The 22,241-nt window shown below is 44.4% G+C and carries 21 protein-coding genes; 11 read left to right on the forward strand and 10 right to left on the reverse strand.

From position 1 onward, the window contains the following. Window positions 1-24 precede the first annotated feature (24 nt). On the forward strand, window positions 25-426 hold the full coding sequence (locus tag M0P91_RS06975; RefSeq protein ID WP_295066035.1) for a hypothetical protein: 402 nt from the start codon (window positions 25-27) through the stop codon (window positions 424-426). Window positions 427-501: 75 nt separating this feature from the next. Here M0P91_RS06975 and M0P91_RS06980 read toward each other — a convergent pair whose 3' ends face one another. Then, a complete protein-coding gene (locus M0P91_RS06980) occupies window positions 502-1,296 on the reverse strand; it encodes a hypothetical protein (RefSeq protein WP_295066037.1) in 795 nt (264 codons plus the stop codon). Between the two features lie 156 nt (window positions 1,297-1,452). On the opposite strand from M0P91_RS06980, the gene M0P91_RS06985 reads away from it, so the two are divergent. After that, the gene (locus M0P91_RS06985; protein ID WP_295066039.1) at window positions 1,453-2,049 is read left to right on the forward strand and encodes a class I SAM-dependent methyltransferase; all 597 of its coding nucleotides are present in this window, start codon (window positions 1,453-1,455) and stop codon (window positions 2,047-2,049) included. A gap of 394 nt (window positions 2,050-2,443) precedes the next feature. After that, entirely contained in the window at window positions 2,444-3,481 is a 1,038-nt protein-coding gene (locus tag M0P91_RS06990) for a coproporphyrinogen III oxidase (RefSeq protein WP_295066041.1), read from the forward strand. Between the two features lie 58 nt (window positions 3,482-3,539). Here M0P91_RS06990 and amrS read toward each other — a convergent pair whose 3' ends face one another. Both amrS and M0P91_RS07000 read right to left on the reverse strand, forming a co-directional pair. Next, on the reverse strand, window positions 3,540-4,454 hold the full coding sequence (amrS, locus tag M0P91_RS06995) for an AmmeMemoRadiSam system radical SAM enzyme (RefSeq protein ID WP_295066043.1): 915 nt from the start codon (window positions 4,452-4,454) through the stop codon (window positions 3,540-3,542). A 130-nt stretch (window positions 4,455-4,584) separates the two neighbouring features. After that, entirely contained in the window at window positions 4,585-5,178 is a 594-nt protein-coding gene (locus M0P91_RS07000) for an NAD(P)H-dependent oxidoreductase (RefSeq protein WP_295066045.1), read from the reverse strand. Window positions 5,179-5,599: 421 nt separating this feature from the next. Here M0P91_RS07000 and M0P91_RS07005 point away from each other — a divergent pair, with 421 nt between their 5' ends. The 5 genes from M0P91_RS07005 to M0P91_RS07025 all read left to right on the forward strand — a co-directional run bounded on the left by M0P91_RS07005 (window position 5,600) and on the right by M0P91_RS07025 (window position 9,564). Beyond that, a complete protein-coding gene (locus M0P91_RS07005; RefSeq protein WP_295066047.1) occupies window positions 5,600-7,294 on the forward strand; it encodes an acetolactate synthase large subunit in 1,695 nt (564 codons plus the stop codon). Beyond that, window positions 7,294-7,764, forward strand: coding sequence for an acetolactate synthase small subunit (gene ilvN, locus M0P91_RS07010; protein WP_295066049.1), 471 nt, complete (start codon window positions 7,294-7,296; stop codon window positions 7,762-7,764). The genes M0P91_RS07005 and ilvN overlap by 1 nt, the downstream gene beginning before the upstream one ends. 8 nt (window positions 7,765-7,772) lie before the next feature. After that, window positions 7,773-8,720, forward strand: a complete 948-nt coding sequence (lpxD, locus tag M0P91_RS07015; protein ID WP_295066051.1) for a UDP-3-O-(3-hydroxymyristoyl)glucosamine N-acyltransferase — start codon at window positions 7,773-7,775, stop codon at window positions 8,718-8,720. 14 nt (window positions 8,721-8,734) lie between these two features. Further along, a complete protein-coding gene (locus M0P91_RS07020; protein ID WP_295066052.1) occupies window positions 8,735-9,280 on the forward strand; it encodes a hypothetical protein in 546 nt (181 codons plus the stop codon). A gap of 62 nt (window positions 9,281-9,342) precedes the next feature. Next, on the forward strand, window positions 9,343-9,564 hold the full coding sequence (locus M0P91_RS07025) for a hypothetical protein (RefSeq protein WP_295066053.1): 222 nt from the start codon (window positions 9,343-9,345) through the stop codon (window positions 9,562-9,564). A gap of 79 nt (window positions 9,565-9,643) precedes the next feature. On the opposite strand, the gene M0P91_RS07030 is transcribed toward M0P91_RS07025, so the two are convergent. The 5 genes from M0P91_RS07030 to M0P91_RS07050 form a co-directional block, all read right to left on the reverse strand. Next, window positions 9,644-10,816 carry a pyridoxal phosphate-dependent aminotransferase gene (locus tag M0P91_RS07030; protein WP_295066054.1) on the reverse strand — a complete coding sequence of 391 codons (1,173 nt, stop codon included), beginning with the start codon at window positions 10,814-10,816 and terminating at the stop codon, window positions 9,644-9,646. A gap of 214 nt (window positions 10,817-11,030) precedes the next feature. Further along, window positions 11,031-12,959: a bifunctional diguanylate cyclase/phosphodiesterase gene (locus M0P91_RS07035; RefSeq protein ID WP_295066055.1), complete on the reverse strand. Its 1,929-nt coding sequence runs from the start codon at window positions 12,957-12,959 to the stop codon at window positions 11,031-11,033. Next, entirely contained in the window at window positions 12,956-13,495 is a 540-nt protein-coding gene (locus M0P91_RS07040; RefSeq protein WP_295066056.1) for a hypothetical protein, read from the reverse strand. Before M0P91_RS07040 ends, M0P91_RS07035 begins: the two co-directional genes overlap by 4 nt. Continuing rightward, the gene (locus M0P91_RS07045) at window positions 13,483-15,495 is read right to left on the reverse strand and encodes a TonB-dependent receptor plug domain-containing protein (protein ID WP_295066057.1); all 2,013 of its coding nucleotides are present in this window, start codon (window positions 15,493-15,495) and stop codon (window positions 13,483-13,485) included. Before M0P91_RS07045 ends, M0P91_RS07040 begins: the two co-directional genes overlap by 13 nt. Before the next feature lie 79 nt (window positions 15,496-15,574). Then, on the reverse strand, window positions 15,575-16,504 hold the full coding sequence (locus tag M0P91_RS07050) for a GGDEF domain-containing protein (RefSeq protein ID WP_295066058.1): 930 nt from the start codon (window positions 16,502-16,504) through the stop codon (window positions 15,575-15,577). An 89-nt stretch (window positions 16,505-16,593) separates the two neighbouring features. On the opposite strand from M0P91_RS07050, the gene M0P91_RS07055 reads away from it, so the two are divergent. Beyond that, window positions 16,594-17,061, forward strand: a complete 468-nt coding sequence (locus M0P91_RS07055; protein WP_295066059.1) for a DUF420 domain-containing protein — start codon at window positions 16,594-16,596, stop codon at window positions 17,059-17,061. A 7-nt stretch (window positions 17,062-17,068) separates the two neighbouring features. On the opposite strand, the gene M0P91_RS07060 is transcribed toward M0P91_RS07055, so the two are convergent. Next, entirely contained in the window at window positions 17,069-17,956 is an 888-nt protein-coding gene (locus tag M0P91_RS07060; RefSeq protein WP_295066060.1) for a POTRA domain-containing protein, read from the reverse strand. A 193-nt stretch (window positions 17,957-18,149) separates the two neighbouring features. Then, window positions 18,150-18,554: a class II SORL domain-containing protein gene (locus M0P91_RS07065; RefSeq protein ID WP_295066061.1), complete on the reverse strand. Its 405-nt coding sequence runs from the start codon at window positions 18,552-18,554 to the stop codon at window positions 18,150-18,152. 165 nt (window positions 18,555-18,719) lie between these two features. On the opposite strand from M0P91_RS07065, the gene glyS reads away from it, so the two are divergent. Next, window positions 18,720-20,756 (forward strand): glycine--tRNA ligase subunit beta, encoded by a 2,037-nt coding sequence (gene glyS / locus M0P91_RS07070; RefSeq protein ID WP_295066062.1) that lies wholly within the window; start codon window positions 18,720-18,722, stop codon window positions 20,754-20,756. Window positions 20,757-20,948: 192 nt separating this feature from the next. Continuing rightward, complete coding sequence (locus M0P91_RS07075; protein ID WP_295066063.1) at window positions 20,949-22,238, forward strand: AAA family ATPase; 1,290 nt, start codon at window positions 20,949-20,951, stop codon at window positions 22,236-22,238. The last annotated feature ends 3 nt before the right edge of the window (window positions 22,239-22,241 follow it).

Raw genomic sequence — 22,241 nt, forward strand, 5'->3', positions numbered from 1 at the left:
TAATCGGAAAAAAAAGGGAGATAAATGAGACGATGGGGTATCGGAATCATTTTTACTTTTATGTCGGTAGCCGGGGCCGAAGAACTCTCGACACTGGACTCAATTCGCTCTAAACTTTTAACGTCAGCCGTATCGCTTTATTTCAATACCCAAGGGTACGGAACCGTTGAAAACGTTACGATTGACACGGCGAAAAGGACGATTAATTTTAATCTGTTTCCACAGGGGGAGACCCAAAAACTTTCCGTCGCTATCGGCCATTATCAAACGGCGACCGTCGAAAAAAAAGAGTATCTCGTTTTGCAAAAAGTTGAAACCAACCGTATCTGGCTCAACCGTATCTTTGCCGATCATATGAAAGAGGGGATTAAAATACCGCTTGGTACGGCAGTCAAAGGGGCGGGGAGCCTTTTGCTGAATCTCTAGATGAGGGTGCTTTCATCTCTTTAGGAGACGGCAGCAGAGCACCCCCTCTTGGAAGAGGGGGAGATGCAGCAAAAATTAGCGGGGAAGATCGATTTGGATTGCCAATTCGGTAAAGGTACGTGCTTTTGAAATATTTCGCTGATAGGTATCGGCACTGTTTTCCAACGCAACGATTTTTTGGTTGAGGAGTGCGAGACGCCCGTTCAAGGTATCGTGACTGGTTGTAAGCTGTACTTTGTCGTTTGCCTCTTGCGTTATCCCTACGAGTGATTTTGCCTGATTGAAATATCCGCTCGTCGTCTCCATCGCATTGCTGATGGTTTGTGCTGTTGCCGCAATGAGAGCGGTGGATGCGGATATTTTCTGCAACGCTGTATGGAGTTCGCGTGCATCTTTCATCAACGTTGTGTCGGCAAAAAGGGCAAGTTTGTTCAACTCTGCCGGAGTAGCGGTTGCACCGTTGAGTTTCTCAAACGCTGAAAGAAACGCCGCGTTGCTTTTTTTGTACCGATCGAGGGCTACGGCAGCGCTGTTCAAATGCAAAACGGTTCCCGATACAAGTTTTGTCACGTTGGAAACTTCTCCTGCATAGGGGATCGGCAAAAAACGGACAACGTTGGTCAAATACACACTCGATTTAATAATATTGGCATAATCGTTGACACTCCCTTTCGTTGCAACGATAAATGTGTTAAAATCATCCACATTACGGCTATCGGCACGCAAAAGCTGTGCAACGTGAGAGAGCTCCTCATAACTGTAGCTGTTGAGTTGGGCAGCGCTTAGACAATGCCCCTCCGCTTGGGGAGTCGGTTTGGGAGCACATCCCGTAATGAAAATTAAGGCGATAAGAAGAAGGGTCTGATACACAAAAAGGCCTTTTTAATTTAAAGTATAGCACATATTGGGGTGCATAAGGTTTTACGGTAGGTCAAAAAGCCGTAAAATGGTTATGGATGGTACAAAAAGAGGGTGCGGACCATTGTCGAATTAGAGTATTTACAAAAAGAAAAAGGGATAAAATGAGTGACCATTTTAATAAAGCCGCCGAAGAATGGGACAAAGGGGAGATGCGTCAAAACATCACAGGCGGTTTTTCAGACCATTGTGAGTCGTATCGCATTGTTAAATTCAATGAATATTCTCGATTTTGGTACGGGGACGGGGCTCCTTGCCTTTAAAATTGCCCCAATGGTACGACACGTCACCGGAATCGATTTATCTGCCAATATGCTAAAGCAGATCGAGGATAAAAACACCCCGGAACTGTTTGTTGAACCACTGTTGCACGATATGCTTGAACACCCTCTTGAGAGGAGGTTTAACGGCATCGTCAGCTCGATGGCCATGCATCACGTTGAGAATACCCGGAAGCTTTTTGAGACATTTTATGCCCATTTAAAATCGGACGGATTTATGGCGATTGCGGATCTGGAAAAAGAGGACGGGACATTTCATTCGCACGGCAATGAGGGGGTCCATTATTTCGGATTTGAAAGAGAACCGTTGCGTCAGATAATGAAAGATGCAGGATTTGAAAACATACGCTTTCATACCGCCTGCGTTGTGAAAAAAGGGGAAAAAGAGTATCCGATTTTTTTGGTAACGGCGACAAAAGGGTAATGGACGTTTAGAGATTAAAACCTTACTTTATTAACTAGGGGTACTCTCGTCATTCCGTGCTACGACACAAAATCCAATGCAAAAAATGGATCCCGTATCAAGTACAAGATGACAAAATGCATATGTACAGTTAAAGATAGACGGTATAATCTCCCGCATTTGACAGATGCGGGAAGCTTCAGGGGGGTGCAGGGGACAAATTGTCCCCGCCACTTTCCGGGCTTTGCCGGGAAAGTGCATAACATCAGATCGCTTATCTCTCCCGCATCCGAAAGATGCGGGAAGCTTCAGGGGGGTGCAGGGGAAAAATTGTCCCCGCCACTTTCCGGGCCTTGCCCGAAAAGTGCATAACATCAGTGTATAATTCGTCAAAATTAAAAAAGTGATAATTATGATGAAACGAATAGCAGCGCGATCTTTGCATGCGCTAAAGGCAGCCGAGATGATCGAAGGGTTGCAGGCTTTTTTTGTCCGAAATCTGGACGATATCAGCGAAACGCTTGGAAATCGGCAAAAATTTCAACCCGTTGAATGGTTCCGTGATGAGGGGTCTCATGGCGGCGGTATTCGATACATTGCGACCGATACGACCCTTTTTAACCGTGCTTCGGTCAATTATTCCCAAGTTCATTATGATGATGATACGATGAAAAAACTCTCTTCAGCGACGGCCGTCTCGACCATTATTCATCCGCTTAACCCCCTCGTCCCTTCGATGCATATGCACATCAGCTGGACTGAAATGCGAGATGGCAAAGGGTACTGGCGGATCATGGCCGACCTAAACCCCAGCAATTTCGATGTTTCCGATAAAGAGCGGTTTACTAAAGCGCTTCGTGAAGCGGCAGCGGAACACTATGAGCAGGGGAGCGCCGAAGGGGATCGTTATTTCTTCATCCCCGCATTGGGGCGCCATCGGGGAGTTTCCCATTTTTACCTTGAAAATTACAACAGCGGCGATAATGACGGCGATATGAAGTTTGCCCGATCATTCGGTGAAGCGGTGATCCGAATCTACATCGATATTATCCGTGAAGCGATAGCCTCCCGCTCAGTGATCAGCGAGCGGGATCGTCAGCAGCAATTGGAATATCATACCCTCTATCTTTTACAGGTCCTGACACTTGATCGCGGGACGACATCGGGATTACTGATTCATAATCAGAACGATATCGGAATTTTAGGTTCAATCCCTTCTCATGTCGATAAAGAACTTCTCCAATCGTGGGTCGGAAAACTCCATACCGTTCAGAACCATCTTCTTCAGAGTATTATTGAGGTCTTGCCGGAGGGTAAAGCGGTCCTTGTAGATGATACGGTTAAAAGGGCTTTGGCCAAGAAGGTTCGGGACCATTACCGATCCCATCCCGAAGCGCTTGCGTTGCAGGCGAGCAGCAGCCATATTCCACCGACCGTGAACAATCACCGCTAAGCTGATCAAAAAGCTCTCCTCTAAAAGGAGAGGATTTTTTTGTTTGCTTTTTCGATGTTTAGCAACCGTGACAGTGGGTCGAATGAAGGATATCGGGGCAGGAGGTACCTATATAGATATGTTCCAATCCGCTCTCTTTGCCGATATCAAAAGCTCTTTGGAGTTTTTCCGTGGAGGTCGGCGGAAGATCGTTCATTTTATACATGGGACGAAACGGAATAATGTGCCACGGTATAGCGGTATCCAGACGAGCCAAAAAATCTGAAATTGCGCGAATCTCTTCATCCGCATCATTATGTCCCGGGATCAACGGAGTAGTCAACTCTATCCAGATCCCTTTATTATGCGCATATTGAATCGTATCAAGGACGGGCTGGAGGGATCCGCCGCAGATATTGCGGTAAAACGAATCGCTGTAGGCTTTCAGATCAATGACCATGGCATCGATCAAAGGGGTAATCGTATCAATCGCTTTTTTGGTCTCATATCCGCTTGTGACATAAATATTTTTCAGCCCCGCTTCACGGGCCAGCTTGGCGGTATCAAAACAGTATTCCAGATAGGTCGACGGTTCATTATACGTGTAGGCGATCACTTCACAATCGTATTTTAAAGCGAGATCGACAATTTGCTGCGGAGAAAGGGCCCGTCCGTCAATTGTATGATTATTTTCTTTCGGGTACTGCGAAAGATCATGATTTTCGCAAAAACTGCACGATAAATTGCATCCGATTGTTCCGATTGAGAGTACCCGTGATTCGGGCATAAAATGGAACAACCGCTGTTTCTCGATGGTATCGATATTGACTGCGGCGGCAAGACCGTAGGTTAAGAGTGTCAGCTCTCCATTTTCAACTTGTCGAATAGCACACAGGCCGTATTCACCCTCTTTAAGGGTGCAGGCTTGGCTGCACGCCTCACATAAGATTCTACCGTCACCGAGTTTTTGTGAAAGCCATGCTGTTGCAGCCATTAGAAACTCCTTCATCCGTCAAAAAATAGAAAAATCTTTCTTCGGAATATTATAGCAACACAATATTACTATAAGGACTCAAAATAAATAAAATAAATTAGATCAAAAATTTTAATATAACGGAGGGGGTCTACTCCGGAAAGTTCTCTTTTAGCGTCCGATTAAGTGTATGAAGTGCATCGTCTATCTTGAAATCAGATTTATAGACATCATGAACGGAATAGCTTTTAAGGGGGTGGACTCCGCAAAATTGGAATGTTTTATGCAGTGCAATATTTGCTTGGTCGATACTCATCCCTTCAAAAAAACCGTTTAAGTTATTGAATTCACTCGTCGGGCAATTATAGGTAAAGCTAAGCATGTATTTTTTTCCGTTCATCAGCCCGCCGCTTCCGTATTTTTTGGATTTGTCATCTCTGCTTCGGCCGTCATTGATAAAGGTAACGCTCCCGTTGCCGCCGGAAAAGACTTCATCCATATATTTTTTTGCCAACCACGGCAAACCCATCCAGTATACAGGCGATTGAACGAAAAAAAGGTCAGCCCATTTGAACTTTTCGAGCTCTTCGGCAACGTTATACCCCTCATCAACGACGGTTTCACGAATTTCGTATCCGCGAGCTTCGAAAAATATTTTTGCTTCATTCAGAAGAGTTTTTGTCAAATTGCCGTTGGCAAAACCTTCATATTTTTGGTGAAGGTTTAGGAGGAGGACATGTTTCATGGTATTTTCCTGATATTTAATGTTGAATGGTGAGATTGTACAATGTTCCCCTTTTATTTGGTATTGAAGGGGGGGAGAGCGCGCCTATGTTTACAATTTAACGTAATTTATAGCTTAATTCATTTATAATTTCATAATTTTTTTTAGTTACTGACCTTACGCATCTTGCCCTAGCAAGTGCGTCAAGGGAAGTTAATCTCGCGCATCCGAAAGATACGGGTAGCTTTAGGGGGTTGTAGGGACTTTAGTCCCTGCCATTTTACGGGCTATGAGCGGAAAATGGGTGACATCAGTTAGTTATATTCACGTAAAAAATTTTCTGTTCCACCACAGAGACGTTTTAACAGTCCAAGCGGCTGCCATTTAACGAAAGGGTTTTCCCTTTTTTTGTATTTAAATTCAACAGTATAAAGGAGACGAGATGCAAATCAGCGGTGCACAGATGGTAATCGAAGCACTTATCGCCGAAGAGGTCGAAGTAGTATTCGGCTATCCCGGCGGTGCGATCATGAACGTCTATGATGAGATTTACAAACAGCGCTCTTTTCAGCATATTTTGACTCGTCATGAACAAGCTGCCATTCATGCGGCAGAGGGGTATTCAAAAGCTTCCGGCCGAGTCGGGGTGGCCATGATCACATCCGGTCCCGGTTTTACCAATGCCGTGACCGGTTTGGCAGATGCCTATATGGATTCCATCCCTCTTGTGGTGATTAGTGGTCAGGTACCGATGTCGCTGATCGGTACCGATGCGTTTCAGGAGATCGATGCGGTAGGGATCAGCCGACCGTGTACCAAGCACAACTATCTGGTCACCGATGCGGCTGATCTCCCGCGTGTCCTAAAAGAGGCATTTTATCTGGCCCGTACCGGACGTCCCGGCCCTATCCATGTCGATATTCCCAAGGATGTCACGGCACAAATCGCGACATTCGATTACTCGAAAGAGGTCGAATTGGAGACGTATAAGCCGACAGTCAAAGGGAACGCACGTCAGATTAAAAAAGCGATCGAGGCCATAGCAAATGCCAAGCGTCCACTCTTTTATTTGGGGGGAGGGGTTATTAACGCGAATGCCGCTGAGTCGGTACGCGAATTGTGTCATTTAACCCAAATACCTGCCGTAGAGACCTTTATGGCACGGGGGACATTGCGATACGACGACCCGCTTTTGATATCAATGTTGGGGATGCACGGCTCATATGCCGCAAATATGGCTATGTCGGAAACGGACATGGTAATCGCACTGGGTGCACGCTTTGATGACCGTGTAACGGGAAAGCTCTCCGAATTTGCCAAAAATGCGCAGATTATTCACGTTGATATCGATCCTGCAAGTATCTCCAAGCTGGTCAATGCCCATTTTCCGATTGTCGGCGACGTAAAGAATGTCGTTGAAGCGATGATTCCTCTGGCTAAAGAGCAAATCAATCCGGCACGTTACGAATCATGGCTGGCGACGATTGCAAATTTTAATAAACTTCACCCCCTTGCCTACAAAGAAGAGGGGGATCGGTTGAAACCGCAATGGGTTATTGAACGGATCGGACAGTTATTAGGGGACAAGGCCAATATATCCACCGATGTCGGACAGCATCAGATGTGGAGCGCACAGTTTTATCCCTTTACCCGGCCTCGCCAATGGATCAGTTCCGGCGGACTCGGGACAATGGGATTCGGTTTCCCGGCAGCCCTTGGCGTTAAGCGTGCCGATAGGGAGCGTATCAGTATAAATGTTACAGGAGACGGTTCCATATTGATGAACATTCAGGAGCTGATGACGGCGGTGGAGTATAGACTTCCGGTCATCAACGTCATCTTGAATAACAACTTTTTGGGAATGGTTCGGCAGTGGCAGACAATGTTTTACGACAAGCGCCACTCCTCTACAGACCTCTCGATGCAGCCTGATTTTGTAAAACTGGCAGAGAGTTTCGGCGGTGTCGGTTATCGGGTAAGCACCAAAGAAGAGTTCGATGCCGCCTTGAAAGATGCGATCGAGAAAAATGTTGTCGCGATTATCGATGTTGCCGTCAACCGTTTCGAGAACGTATTGCCGATGGTACCGGCAGGCGGTTCACTCTTTAATATGATGTTAGAGTATAAGGAGAAATAATGGATCAGGAACGTCGCGTTATTTCCGTTATCGTTATGAATGAGGCAAGTGTATTGTCCCGTATTTCAGGCCTTTTTTCAGGGCGTGGTTACAATATCGAATCGTTGACCGTAGCTCCGATTCCCGATTCAAAATACTCCCGTATTACGATTGTAACCGCAGGTTCAGTTCGGGTGATTGAGCAGATTACAAAGCAACTGCACAAGCTGATTCCGGTCTTGAAAGTCTATGAACATGCCGATCTGGTTGAAAAAGAGATGGCTATGGTTAAAATTCCCATGAGTGAGTCGCTGAGTGACATTGAAGCGCTCGCTCATGCGTATAACGGTCGGATTGTTAATGTCGGAAGCGATACGTTGATTGCCATGGTAGCCGATGAACCGATGCGGGTTACCCATTTTTTGGAAGCGATTAAACGGTTCCATCCTAAAGAGATCGTACGCAGCGGTTCTGTAGCACTTGAACGCTAAGGGGTTGTATGACACTTTATGATATAGCACTGCTGATCGGTGCGGAATGCAGCAATACCGATATTGACATTGTCTCCATGAATACTCTGAAAGAGGCAAAAAGAGGGGAGATCTCTTTTTTATCGGATAGCAAATACGAAAAAGAGTTGGCGCTTACTCAGGCATCTGCCGTCATTCTACCGGCCTCGAAAGCACCTCTTCTGCCGGATGGGGTCATTGCTTTGAGTTCAGAAGAGCCTTATTTGAGTGTGGCTAAACTCTCCCGTTATTTTGCCAAGCCGATTAACGACGAACAAACTCCCCCCGCCATTGGAAGTAATGTTGTTATCTATCCAACCGCGCACATTGAAAACGGTTCGGTAATCGGCAACAATACGACGTTGATGAGTGGCGTCTATATCGGTACCAATGTTAAAATCGGCAGCAATGTTACCCTCTATCCCAATGTCGTCATTTATCGGGACTGTATAATCGGCGACAACGTTATTATCCATGCCGGCAGCGTTATCGGAAGTGACGGATTCGGTTATGCGCATACGAAGACGGGAGAGCATGTTAAGCTGTATCAGAATGGAAATGTTATTATCGAAGACGATGTCGAAATCGGGGCGAATACAACGGTAGACTGTGCCGTATTTGGCTCAACTCACATAAAAAGAGGGGTAAAAATCGACAATCTGGTCCAAATCGGACACAATTGTATTATCGGTGAATACTCTATTATGGTATCTCAATCGGGAGTTGCCGGTTCAACAACGTTAGGACGCAATGTGGTGATGGGAGGGCAAAGTGCGACTGCCGGACATCTAACGGTAGCCCCGTTCACAACATTGGCAGCCCGTGCAGGTGTTACAAAAAGTATCAACAAAGGGGGAGTCTACGGGGGATTCCCTTTGATGGAACATAAAATGTGGCTGAAGCTTCAAGCAAAAATTGCTAAAATGATACAATCTTGATATTGGGGGCAGGAATGAAAATAGGAGTACTAACCTGTACACTTGCCGGCGCGTTATTGGCGAATGAAGGTGATCCTATTGATATTCGTATGCCTGATATTGTATTGGATGCGATAAAGCATTGCGAGTGCTTAATAGAGCATGGGAAATGCAATCCGAACGTGATACGGATCAATGCTATGGAAGATGCTCAGCGTGCTCAGTCGGCCGGTTTTGCGGTTGAAGGGCATATTATCCGCTGTGCTTCTGTTGATGAATGCAGCATGCAGTCGCAGGCACTTATTAACGGCGGTATTACCAATTTGGATTTGGGTCCCTATCAGATCAATTACAAATACCATCCCAACCCTATACTGAGCGAATATTTTGATGATTCGAGTTCGCGGGAGCAGGCCAATGCTATTTTAACCAAGCTGGTTAAGAGTTTTGGTTATTCTTGGGAGACATTGGGGCGTTATCATCACTTCAGCGCAACCGATCGTACCCGTAATGAGAAGTATTACCGCAAAATGTACGCGTACATCTACAGCGGCAACACTAAAGCAAAAGATTCAGAATAATTTTTTAAGATAGCTTTCGTTAAACTCTTTCTTTAATAGAATATACCCAAACAGGAGAGAGTATGAGTCATGAAGCAACGGTTATAAAAGAGATCCCTTTGTACGGTACAAAAAAAGGGTTGATTAGTGTCAGCAAAGTGGATGAGCCTTATGGGGCAGGGAGCGATAGTGTTGCCAGTATCGGCATTTCGCTTTCGGGAGATGCTAAAAATCCGGAGTGGAAAGTTCATATTCCGATGGGCAATATTGACGAGTTGGTAGAAACATTAAAATCGATTAAATAAGCAATAGCCAAGAGGCAAAAAGATGCTGTTTGCACCTTTTTTGCCTTCCCCCCGGCGAGGGGAGAGTTTTCGGAATCCGTTATGGGTGGCGGCTTGACGCGACGAAAGCGGCAATTCGTTTGATTCCTTCGCGGATGCTTTCGATATCGGTTGCGAAACTGAAGCGAAAATACCCCTCGCTTCCAAATCCGACACCGGGAACGACGGCTACACCCTGATCCTCTAAAAGTCCTTTACAAAATTCCATAGAATCGTTACTGACGGCTTTAATGTTGACAAACAGATAAAAGGCCCCTGCGGGAGAGAGGACGGAGAGGCCGTCGATCTCATTAAAGAGTTTGACCGCTTCGTCACGCCGCGCTTTGAAAGCGATACGCATGGCTTCGATATCAGCATCTGCCGCACCGTTGAGACCTGCAATGGCCGCTTTTTGGGTAATACTGTTGATATTGGAGGTACTTTGGCTCTGTAGTTTTTTGGTCGCCTGAATGAGCTCGGTGTTGGCTGCCGCCATGTAGCCGAAACGCCAGCCGGTCATTGCAACCGATTTGCTCAGCCCATTGATGGTGACGGTACGCTGAAACATATCGTCACTTACGGCTGCCGCTGAGGCAAATTCTCCGTCGTAAATCAGTTTTTCATACATTTCATCGCTGGCAACGATGATGCTTGTCCCCTCAAGCACTTTGCCGAGGGCAACAAGTTCATCATGCGAATAAACGGCACCTGTCGGGTTGGACGGAGAGGTGAGAATCACCATTTTAGTATGAGGTGTAATCGCATTTTTGAGCTGTTCGGGGGTGATTTTAAATCCACTGGCATCATCGGTCATGATCTCGATAACGCTTCCTCCGCAGTACTGAACAAGTTCGGGATAGGTTACCCAGTAAGGGGCCGGAATAATGACTTCATCGCCCGCCTGAATGGTTGCGGCAAAAAGATTGTAAAGAGAGTGTTTCGCCCCGTTACTGGCAATGATTTGATTGGGCTTGTATTCCAATCCGTTGTCTCGCTTAAGTTTGAGGGCAATGGCTGCTTTAAGATCAGGAATACCGTCAACGGCGGTATATTTGGTAAAACCTGAATTAATGGCCGAGACGGCTGCATCTTTAATGACTTGAGGTGTATCAAAATCAGGTTCACCCGCAGAAAAACTCAGGATATTTTTCCCTTGTGCTTTTAACTCTTGCGCGAGTGTGGTAATAGCGATGGTAATCGATTCGGAGAGTGTATTGACGCGATCGGTTAGCATGGTCAGCCCTTGTAAAAAATTTCGGAATTATAACACGGATACCATTAAAAATTTTACCGTTATAAGAATAAAAACTGACCTTGTATACCCTACCTTAACAGGTACTTCATAATCTCCCGTATCCGAAAGATACGGGAAGCTTTAGGGGGTTGTAGGGACTTTAGTCCCTGCCACTTTCCGGGCTATACCCGGAAAGCGCGTAACATCGGTGCCTTTAGAAAAATGTCGGGTCCAGAAATTGCGGTTTTCCGGTATGAAAACCTTGCGCATAGGTGATGCCCAAATCGGTTATATTTTGTAATATTTCTTCGGACGCTACAAACTCTGCGACGGTGTCGACACCGATACGATTGGCAAAATCAACAATCGCTTCAACCACAATACGATGACGCGCATTTTGATCGATCGATTTGATAAGGGAACCGTCAATTTTGAGGATATCAACATTGAGCTTGAGAATATTTTCAAAGTTTGAATATCCTGTTCCGAAATCGTCGATCGCTATTTTGGCCCCCATCGCTTTCATACGGGTAATAAAGAGTTCTACTTTTTCAAAGTTTTCGATCCCTTCGGATTCAAGTATTTCAAAAATAACACGTTCAGCGGTACCGGTTTGCCGGAGAATATTTTCGATGGTAGTGATGGTGCCGTTGTCCAGAATGTCGCTGCCGGAAAGGTTGATCGAAAATTGTTCATGCCGCGTTGCAAAAAGGGTGCATGCCTGATACACAACTTCTTGGGTAATATGATGATAGAGTTTTGTTTTTTGGGCAATCGATAAAAATTCATAAGGGCCGATCAGGGTGCCGTCTTCGTTTCGGATACGGACCAACGTCTCATATTTTTCGATTTTACCACTTTTACACGATACAATCGGTTGATATTGGCAAACAATCCGGTGCTCGACTAATGCCTGGCGAATACGTGCAGACATAGCTATATTGGTTTGATATTGGGCTTCAACCCCTTCAGTATGGTCATAAGCCTTAAAAGGTTTTTTGAGCGCTCTAGCCTGATTGAGCGCGACATCGGCGTGAATCAGAGGCTTTTCACTGTTAATGGCCAGACCAACCGTGACCCGAACGTGAACCGTCTCTTCTGAAATGAGAAAAAGTTTTTCGCTTAGCAAAGAGATGAGTCTTTCCATATCGTGGCGGAATTGTTCGGGTGAGTTTCCTTCTCGAAGGCGAAAAGCAAACTCGTCTCCGCCGATACGGTAAGGGGAGAGCTTCATCTCTTGAAGCCATCTTCCGATTTGGCTAAGGAGCCAATCGCCGGCATCTATCCCGAAAAAATCGTTGATCTCTTTGAAATCATCAATGTTAAGGATGGCAACCGTGCTTCGGGGCATTTGGGAGAGATCTTGTTGGAGTTTAAAACGGTTTGGCAATCCTGTTAAATTGTCATTATAGAGCTGCCGTGTTGCTTCGAGTGTTTTTTCACTCACTTCGCGTTGTAAATTGGTATTAATCGATTGTAATTTTTCTGAATACTCCGCAACACTGTTTTGCATGGTTTCAAAAGCATGAATAATTTGGGTAAATTCCGATTGGGTGGAGGGGAAATCAAAACGGATGTATTCGCCGGGTTTAAAATTTCTTACTTTTCTTGCGATGATTTTAATCGGGAGCAAAAGACGGTTGATCCATAGGAGCATCAGCCAAAACACAATGACCGTACCGAATGAGAGCCATAAGTAGAGGGTATAAAAACGGTTCATCGTTTTTGTAAACTCTTCTCCCGAATAGGTGAGAAGGATGGAGCCAATCGGTTTGAAGGTTGAGGGTTCCAAAATTTTTTTGGATATTTGTATCGATTCATAAGGGAAAGAACTCTCTTCTTGACGGTAATTCAGAACAACTCTCCCTTCGTTATCGATTATTTTCAAAGCGATTATCTCTTTCATCCGGGTAATGGATGAAATCTTCTCTCCCATATCGTTAATACCCAGAAAAAGGGAGATAGCAACCGATGATTTCACCGCATCGATAAGGAGGGAGGCTTTTTCTTCTTGGGAGTTTAGGGTCAAATCACGGACGATGTGGAACGTTACCAGGGTAATGGTTGTAAAAATAACAATGGTAACGACAGAGAATGTCGAAATTATTTTTGTTGAAAGGCGGGTTTTATCCAAAAAAATCATTCAATAAGCCTCGCAATTTGAAATAAGGTTTCGTTGAAACGGATTTTTGACAATTTTAAGACATTTTTGTTAAGATAAATCACGGTTGTCCGTTCAATCGCAATAGAACCTAAAATTCCGTTGTCAAGATCTTTCGGGTCATACGAAAAGGTAGGGACACTGTTAGAAATACCCCATGCCGAAATTTGGGAAATGGAGTATTTACCCATCTGGGTCAGGTAGGCAAACGCAATATCATGGCGGTTAATGAGCTCCTCTACGGGGAGAGCTACGGCACTAAAGCTGAGATTACCTATTCTCCCGCCGTAATAACCATTGATCTCTTCCGCAATTTTTTTAGCACTATTTTTGTTTTTATCTTCATAAACAACCGCCAGAATAGTTTTGTTGGCCGGATTGTGGAGCGCTGCTTGAGTGTCCAGCACCATGATTTTAGGGATCATTCGGACGTAGGTGTTTACCAGAAGTACATCTTCCCCTTTGGCGATACAGAGGAGAAAGCTTAGGAATACGAAATAACGGATCAAAATTTCCATCCCGCACGTATCCAAACGGTACGATTTGCAATCGGATAGTCATCTTTATAGGTTGCGGACGGAGAGGGGTACCGTACAACCGTATTGCCGATGTTTTTAATAACACCTTGTAGATACCACCCGGTGCGGGTATCCATATTCCATCCTAAAGAGGCATCTATCGTCGTATAGGAATCGAGCGGCTCACGTATATCATGATAACGTTTTTTACTGCCGACGTAATGCAAAACGGTACCTGCGCTCCACTCTTCGCCAAGATCATAGCTATACGCTGCTTTAACCAGATGGGAGGCGGTATGGGGGAGATGGCTTTCGACTCCGCTAAGATCATGTGCTTCACCATGGATGTAGCTGTAGGAAAGGATCAGGTTGTCTTCTTGGGTGAGCTTGCCGTGAAGCTCCGCTTCCGCTCCGTGGATAATACTCTTTCCGAAGTTTTGGAACTGCCCGGTGTGATCCCGAACAATCTGTTGAGCGTTGTCCATATAAAAAATATTGAGCCCCGACGTCAGATGTGGGCCCAATATTCGGAGATATTGTGTTTCGATCGAATGGACCCGTTCATAGAGAAGATCCGGATTTCCGGTCCCATAGGGGCTAGGGGCGAGGTACATCTCCTGAAAAGAGGGATAACGGTTGTCGCAGGCCACCATTAATTTGAAAATATCGCTCCGTGTCGGTTGATAGACGATTGCGGCACGCCCGTAGATGTGCGATTGAATATCGGAGGTACGCATGGTTCCGAGTGTCAAAGCAACGGCTGTTGCATCGTTTAGCGTGATTGTATCGGAGAGGTAAAGGTTCGTGATTTGACGTTTCGCATTGTCTGCATTGATAAAGGCACGGGGGGTACCCGAATAATCGACCATACCGATTCCCGTATCTTTATCGGTCGTTCGGGAGTACATGTCAACGGCTTCATCCCACGTCGATTCAACTCCGGCCGTGATCCGATGCGCTTCAAAACCGTCGTAATTAAAGGAGCCGCCTCCGCTGATGCGGCGATTTTTCACCATTAAAGAGGCCCAATATCCCTCCTTCAAAGTAACACCGCCATAGATAAATCCCGGCGGAAGAGGGCGGCTATCACTGATCCAGCTGTTTTGCATGATCGAGGTTTTGAAAATGAGACGCATCTGCTGTGATAGGGGAAGGGTATATTTGCCCTGAATATACCAAGACGGCTGCTGGAGTTTACCTTCCGGATTGGGAAGAATATTGAGATTTCCGAACGCACTTCCGGTTTGATAATCGTTGTATCGCCCGCGTAATTCGAATCCGCCGTTTTCATAAGCGATCCCAAAACCGCTTTGGTCCATCCCTAATTGCCCATATCCGCTACGTCCGATCGCATCGGTAACGCTGATCGGGGTCTCCTTCTCGTGACGCTGGGTAAATGCATCCAAAGAAAGCTTCCACCCTTTTTCCTGATATCGGCTCCATCCTCCTAATCCCAAAGCCCCTTCGCTACCGGCCCAGCTAAACAAAGTGCCGTTCTCTTTGCTCAGAGGGTCGTGATGGGCATGGGTAATGACATTGATGGTTCCGGCATATCCGTTCACCCCTTCGATGAAACTGCCCGAACCCCGGACCACTTCGAGTCGTTCAATCAGCTCAATCGGCAGATCAAGATAGCTGTTGTAATTACTGAAAAGGGAATCGTTAACGACAAATCCGTCAATTGCGATGGTCGACTGGCCGTAGGCATTAGGGTTTGAACCGCGAAAAATCGGGCTACGATTATTCATCGTATTGGTAGCCATATCAACACCGGGGATAAGGGTAAGGGCTTCTCCCAAAGTCTTTATTCCCAGCTTGGAGAGTTCATCACTCCGTAAAATAGAGAGGATAAACGGCTGATAATCAACATTTTGATTCGCCTGACTTGCTAACAATGCCGTCTGAACGATATCATCGTTTAAAGACGTCAGGATAGGGGCTTCTGAACCATTTAAAGTGAATACTAGAGAAAAAGGGAGTATGTACGTTAAATATTTCACATTATCACTTTATTTGTATAATTTGTTTATTCTGACATAAGTGTATTTAAAATGTGTTAAATAGAGTAGAATGAAGTATTCACTCTACTAAAATCGTTTTGTTTTTCCCCTCTTGTTTTGCACGGTAAAGGGCATCATCGGCACGGGCAATAAAGGCATCAACCGTATCATTGAGATGGTGAATCGTAGCTCCGATGCTCACCGTCATTTGAATCGATTTACCCGAATAGATGAGATGGCTGTGTTCAATTTTGGCACGGATTTTATCGGCGATACTAAAGGCCTGATTGTATTCACAGCGTGATAAAACGACCACAAACTCTTCACCGCCGTAGCGATACACCTTGTCTCCTGAACGGATAATGGATTTAATGCTGTGTGCCATATAGTAGAGGACTTTATCACCTGCAATATGACCGTGGGTATCGTTGAGCGCTTTAAAATTATCGGCATCGATCATGAGTAACACGACGGGAAGCTGTTTCGTACGTCCCGCATCCGTGATGCTATCGAGATCTTGAATGAGCCCTTTTCGATTGGTTACCTGAGTAAGGGGGTCGGTAACGGTTTCTATAACGGCTTTTTGAAGTTCGGCAGTGAGTTCATCGATTTTGTGCTGTGCTCTTTTAAGTTCATCGGACATATCACTGCTTAAATGGGTGAGACCGTCGACGAGTCCGCTGCACTGCTCTGCCGGATTTTTACTCGCCTGCTTGAGGTAATTTTCCTGTAGACGGGCAACATGGGAAATATCGGCATGGGTCTCGATAAAACTCATGACGGAGCGATTGGCGATCGTAAGATATTTACATTCGGTACAATGGGTTTCATTGACTAAATCGTGTTTCACATTCTCGGATGAAGTGGGAGATTCATCTTTAATGTCCGCAATCTCGTCAAAATATTTTTTATAGTGTTTCGGATAAGGCGGGATTTTTAATGCTCGCATCATAGCCATTGTGCGATCATGAATAGCTGTGATAGTGTCAAATTCTATATCTTCGCTCATGCCATTCTCTTTAGTCGGATATTTAATGGAATGATTGTACCATCTTTTAAAAGTATTTCGTTGGGTATAATTGCGCAAAGGAGCTTTTTATGTTTTCTGAAGCAGGATTTCTTGGGACGCGTGCCCTATTTTTTATGGATTTGGTGACTCTTTATTTCGCGATTCTTCCTATTTTATTAGGTTTATCGATACGTCAGGCGGTTATCGGAAAAATTGCCCTTCATTACCGTTCGCAAATGGCAATTTTGGGATTAACCATTATAATGGTGATTATTTTTGAACTTGGAGTACGGATTAGCGGCGGGTTTGTTGAATACGTTAAAATTTCCCCAATTTCCTATGATTTTCTCCTTCTGTTTCTGGCGGTCCATATTTTTATCGCTTTGATGTCGGTCGGAGGGTGGATCTATCTGATCATAACCTCGTACCGTACCTATAAGCAGCTTGGCAGATCAGGGATGGATAAACATCGTCGGTTGGGAAAATGGATCTTTGCCGCCATGACATTGACGTCAATCATGGGGTGCAGTATCTATCTGTTTTTATTTGTAGTATGATCGGTAATCAAAAAACAAAACCGATCGAAAGGACGAGTAAAAGGGCATTGGTAGCAAAGAGCAGTACATTGTCAATCGAAAAGCTGCTCTCCTCATTTTTCTCGGCAGAAGGGATAGCTTCGCTTGCACTTTCCTGCAAAATATTCTCGCTGATCGGTTTCGATAGCTCTATGCTTGTTTGCTCAATCGGAATCATCGGAACAACCGGTTTTTCGATTTTATAATTCGTGTAGGTCGGTTTTACCTGTGGTTTCACACTCTTGGTAGCCGGCGATGCATCACGAGGAACTCCATCTATTTTTTGTGTTTGCGGAGTTTGCTCATTAAGAAGTGAACCGATCGTAATCGGTTCGGTTTTAAGAGCTTGCGGCTCTGTTTTTGAGAGGGGAAGCGGTTTAATTTCATTTTTCGGTACGATGAGCGCCACGGAACTTTCACGGGAAACGGTGCTCTCTGTACTGCTCTTTAACACCGGTTTTTTGGGAAGGAGAAGTCTAATGGGATTGATCGCAAGCTCTTGATCGGTAGTGATATAAATGTTAAGGGTGGCATTTTTAATCTCTTGTTCGAGAATAACGGCTCTGGCTTTTTCAAATCCCAAGCTTTTGTACTTATAATTGATTTTAGTGAGGAGATCTTCTAGTTTGGCGTAGGTGTATGTCCTTTGTTCATCCTCTTGAACCGTTTTTTGCAGAACGGCGGTTGCGACGCGTACATTACCGGAAATAACAATTTTTTTGACATAAACGGTGTTGTCATCCGATCTTGAAAGAGTATCGCTTATCGGTTTGGCCAGAGAAACCGGTTCAACAGCGGTATCGGCACGATAAGGTGTTTCACTGCCGTATACCAATATATTACATACCAATAGGCTTAACCCTATAAATCTACTCATTTATTTTCCTGTTGAAAATTGATAGTGAACTATTTTTAAAGGTTATTTTAGTGTAAAAGGGATTAAATATTCTTGGTATTGTTTAGATAATATGAATTATGAACAAGAAGAGAAGAAGATTGTAAAAGGCTATTCGCCTTCTACAAAAAATAATGAAACGTCAGGTTATGCTCCCGGATCAAGAGCATACGGATTATTCAGCTGTTTCTGCTTCAGCTTCTACTGCAACTTCTACCGGGGTAGATTCCCATACACCGTGTTTTGTGCAGTAGCCGTGTGCTACGAGGGTTAATTTTTTACCCATAGGGACGATGTTGAAGGTAACTTCGGCATGGTTTTTCTCATTTCCAAGTGTACCCGGGATGAAATCGGCACGTGCAAGCAACGTTTCGCCGTTGTACAACGCGATGTTTGCGATAAAGTGGTCGAAATCGTCCGGATGAGAGTATTCATTCCCCATCTTTACGGTAACCGCAAATTTTTCCCCTTTTTTAGCCGTGCTTGCGCAGTGGATAAACGGTGAGTGACGGTCAATATAATCTTTTTTGGCTTCGCGATCAACAGTGCTGATATCGACGTAACGGTTAATAGTTGGCATTTTGATTCCTTTTTTGGTGTTTGATAGGGGCATTGTACATCGATAAACTTTTAACTAGACCTAAAGAGGATACTTTATCTCTGAATTAATTTTTTCCAAAGCAACAGCGATTTTTAACCAATGTGGCGGTAAAATCGGCATTTTAAAAATGATGATGGATGAACTATGCTAAAACCTCTTTTGATTGAAATCGGTGTCGAAGAACTCCCCGCAGTTCCGCTGCTTAAGGAACTTGCAGAGATCGAAAAAAAATGGGCGTCTGTTTTGGAAAAAAACGCGCTTCTATGTGAATTTGAATTTTATTATACGCCGCGTCGCCTTGTCCTGTGGCACCGCGAATTTAAAGCGCGTCAGGATGACCGTACCGAAGAGTTCTACGGCGCACCCGTCGAGATCGCGATCAAAGAGGGGACACCGACCCCTGCTGCACTCGGATTTGCAAAAAAATGCGGCGTCGAATTCGATCAGATTTCGCGTGCCCAAAAAGGGGGCAAAGAGGTCCTCTATTTTCAGCAAACTCTCAGCGGAAAACCGTCCGAAGAGCTTCTGGGCGAAATGATTCCTCAATGGATCAAAAGTCTCAACTTCGGTAAATCGATGCGCTGGGGCTCATCGCATGAGAGCTTTATCCGCCCGATCCGATGGGTAAATGTGATGTTGGAGAATGACGTCGTCGATATCGAACTCTACGGCGTCCGCTCATCCGCGCATACCCACGTCCACCGTATCAGCCATTTTGAAGCCAAAAAAGTCGAGTCGATTCACCATTATTTTGAGCTGTTAAAAGAGGGTGCGGTTACCCTCTATCCGCAAGAACGTCGCGAGAGTATTTTGAATGCTTTTGCAAAACTTGAACAGGATAACGGTATTACGATCGAGATCGACGAAGAGCTTCTCGACGAAGTGGTTGCGATTACCGAACATCCGACACCGCTGTTGGGAAGTTTCGATGAGAGTTTTCTCGAATTGCCTCCCGAAGTCATCATCACCTCGATGAAAGAGCATCAACGCTATTTCCCTGTTTTTAAAGAGGGTAAGCTGATCAACGCTTTCGTCGTCGTTTCCAATGCTCTTTGCGAAGATTTTACCAAAGTGATCGAAGGGAATCAGCGGGTATTGCGTCCGCGTCTCTCCGATGCTCTGTTCTTTTACCGTAACGACCTCAAAAAAGGGCTCAGCACGACCGGATTAGAGAAAGTGGTCTTTATGAACGGATTGGGGACTCTCGCCGATAAAATCAAGCGCGAGCATGTGGTCGCTTCGACGATTGCAAACTTGATATATGATAATATCAATCCTAACCATTTGGAGCGGGCCATGGAGTTGGCAAAAGCCGATTTGATGAGCGAGATGGTCTATGAGTTTACTGAGCTTCAGGGACTTATGGGATATTACTACGCCCTTGCTCTGGGGGAATCTGCCGAAGTAGCGACGGCGATTAAAGAGCAGTATCTCCCGACGGGGGAGGAGAGTGCATTGCCAAACACGATGCTCAGCGCGATCGTTGCGATGGCGATGAAAGTCGATACCTTGATCGGAATGTTCAGCATCGGTGAGATTCCGACCGGTTCACGTGATCCGTTTGCCCTCCGCCGTGCCGTCAACGGAATCATCAAAATCGCCGTCGCACACCAAATCCCGCTCAATTTCTCTACTCTGATCGATCAGCTATCGTCCCTGTATCCGCAAGGAAAAGAGTTTAAAAAGAACATTGAGACGTTTATCATCGAACGTCTAGCGGGAGCGTATGTCTGTGTTAATCCATCCATTATCCAATCGGTTATGGCGAAAGATGCTCACGTAGAGCTCGATGTTCTCGAAATCGACCGTAAAATCCGCGCCGTCAACACCATCGCATCCTCTGAGTCGTTTGTCGAAGCATTTTCCACCTTTAAACGGGTCAGCAATATTCTCAAAGACGAAGCGATGGACAAAGGGTTCAGCGTCAACGAAGCGTTGTTTGAAAACGATGCCGAACGCCATCTCTACGTATCGGCGAAAGCGGCTATGGATGCAGAGTATGAAACCCTCGAAGAGCGTTTGGATGCTCTCTTCGCCCTCAAAGCTCCGCTTGATACTTTCTTCGACAATGTTATGGTTAATGCCGAGGATTTGAGCATCCGTGCTAACCGTAAAGCGTTGGTCGGAATGATCTATGCAGAGATTTATTCGATTGCCGACATTAAAAATATTACCCTTTAATTCTTCGTATCATAGCTAAAGGGCGTAAGAATCTCGAAGAGGTTCCCGACTCGATCGGGAATCTAAAAAAATCATTTTTTTGCTATTATATGTATAAGTTTAGAAATATTTTTATTTTTGTCGTTAAAAAAACGTATAAAAAATCTTTTAAAGAATAAGCTTTGGATTTTAAAATGATTGAAAAGGATATACATGGCTAGTATTCAAGGATTTAGTGTAAAAAACTTTGGCCCACTAAAAAATATTAGTATGGGTAAACTTTGGAATACACAAAATGCAGAAGCGTTAACTCCTTTAACGGCTGTTATTGGCAAAAATGGAGTAGGTAAAAGTACCCTTTTTGATGTATTTGGATTCCTTTCGGATTGTTTAAAATACGGTGTTGAAGAATCATGTGATATGAATGGTAGAGGTGGTTTTGAAAAACTAAGATCACAAGGTAGTACTGAGCCAATTGAATTTCAAATTTATTATAAACAAGAAACCAATGCAAGACCTATTACGTATGAATTAGCAATTGATTTAGACAAGGAACTCAGACCATATATCAAATATGAACGTTTAAGACAAAGACGAAAAGGAGAAAAAACAGGAAGACCTTTTTCCTTTTTACTCTTAATTGAAGGAAAAGGATTTGTATGGAAAGGGGAACAGGGGGGACGTTTAATTACTGAAGATTCCAGTACTTTATCATTTGAATCACTTTTAAAATTATTAGAAGAAGACCAAAATGAAATCGAAGGTTCTGAAACGGAGTCAATTGAACTTTCTGACAAAAGGAAATTGGGTATTGCGACTTTGGGCTCACTGACACAACATCCAAGAATTTCTGAATTTAGAAAATTTATTGAAGATTGGTATTTAAGTTATTTTACCCCTGATGCGGCACGTAGTTTACCAATGGCAGGTCCGCAAAAACATTTGAATATACATGGTGACAATATTGGAAATGTTGTTCAATACATGGAGAGAGAGCACAAACCAAAATTTAAAAAAATTTTAGAACGTATTGCAAACAAAATTCCAGGTATTGAAAAAATTGACACTATAAAAACAGCAGATGGAAGATTATTGCTACGATTCAATGATAAAAATTTTGAAGATCCATTTTTTGCACAAAAAATGTCGGATGGTACACTCAAAGTTTTTGCATACCTTTTACTTATGGAGAATCCTACACCACCTCCCTTTATTTGTATTGAAGAACCTGAAAATGGTTTATATCATAAGCTTCTTGAAACACTTGCTGAAGAATTTCGAGAACATGCAACTGGTAAAAAAGGGGGATCGCAAGTATTTGTTACAACACATCAGCCGTATTTGGTTGATGCACTCAAGCCAAATGAAGTTTGGATACTGGTAAAAGGCAATGATGGGTTTTCGCGAATACATCGAGCGAGTGATAATGTATTATTGAATAATCTTGTTGAAGAAGGATTACCTCTTGGTGGGCTGTGGTACAGTGACTATCTGGAAGTATGAGTA

The organism is Sulfuricurvum sp. (assembly GCF_023229695.1).
Classification (GTDB): domain Bacteria; phylum Campylobacterota; class Campylobacteria; order Campylobacterales; family Sulfurimonadaceae; genus Sulfuricurvum.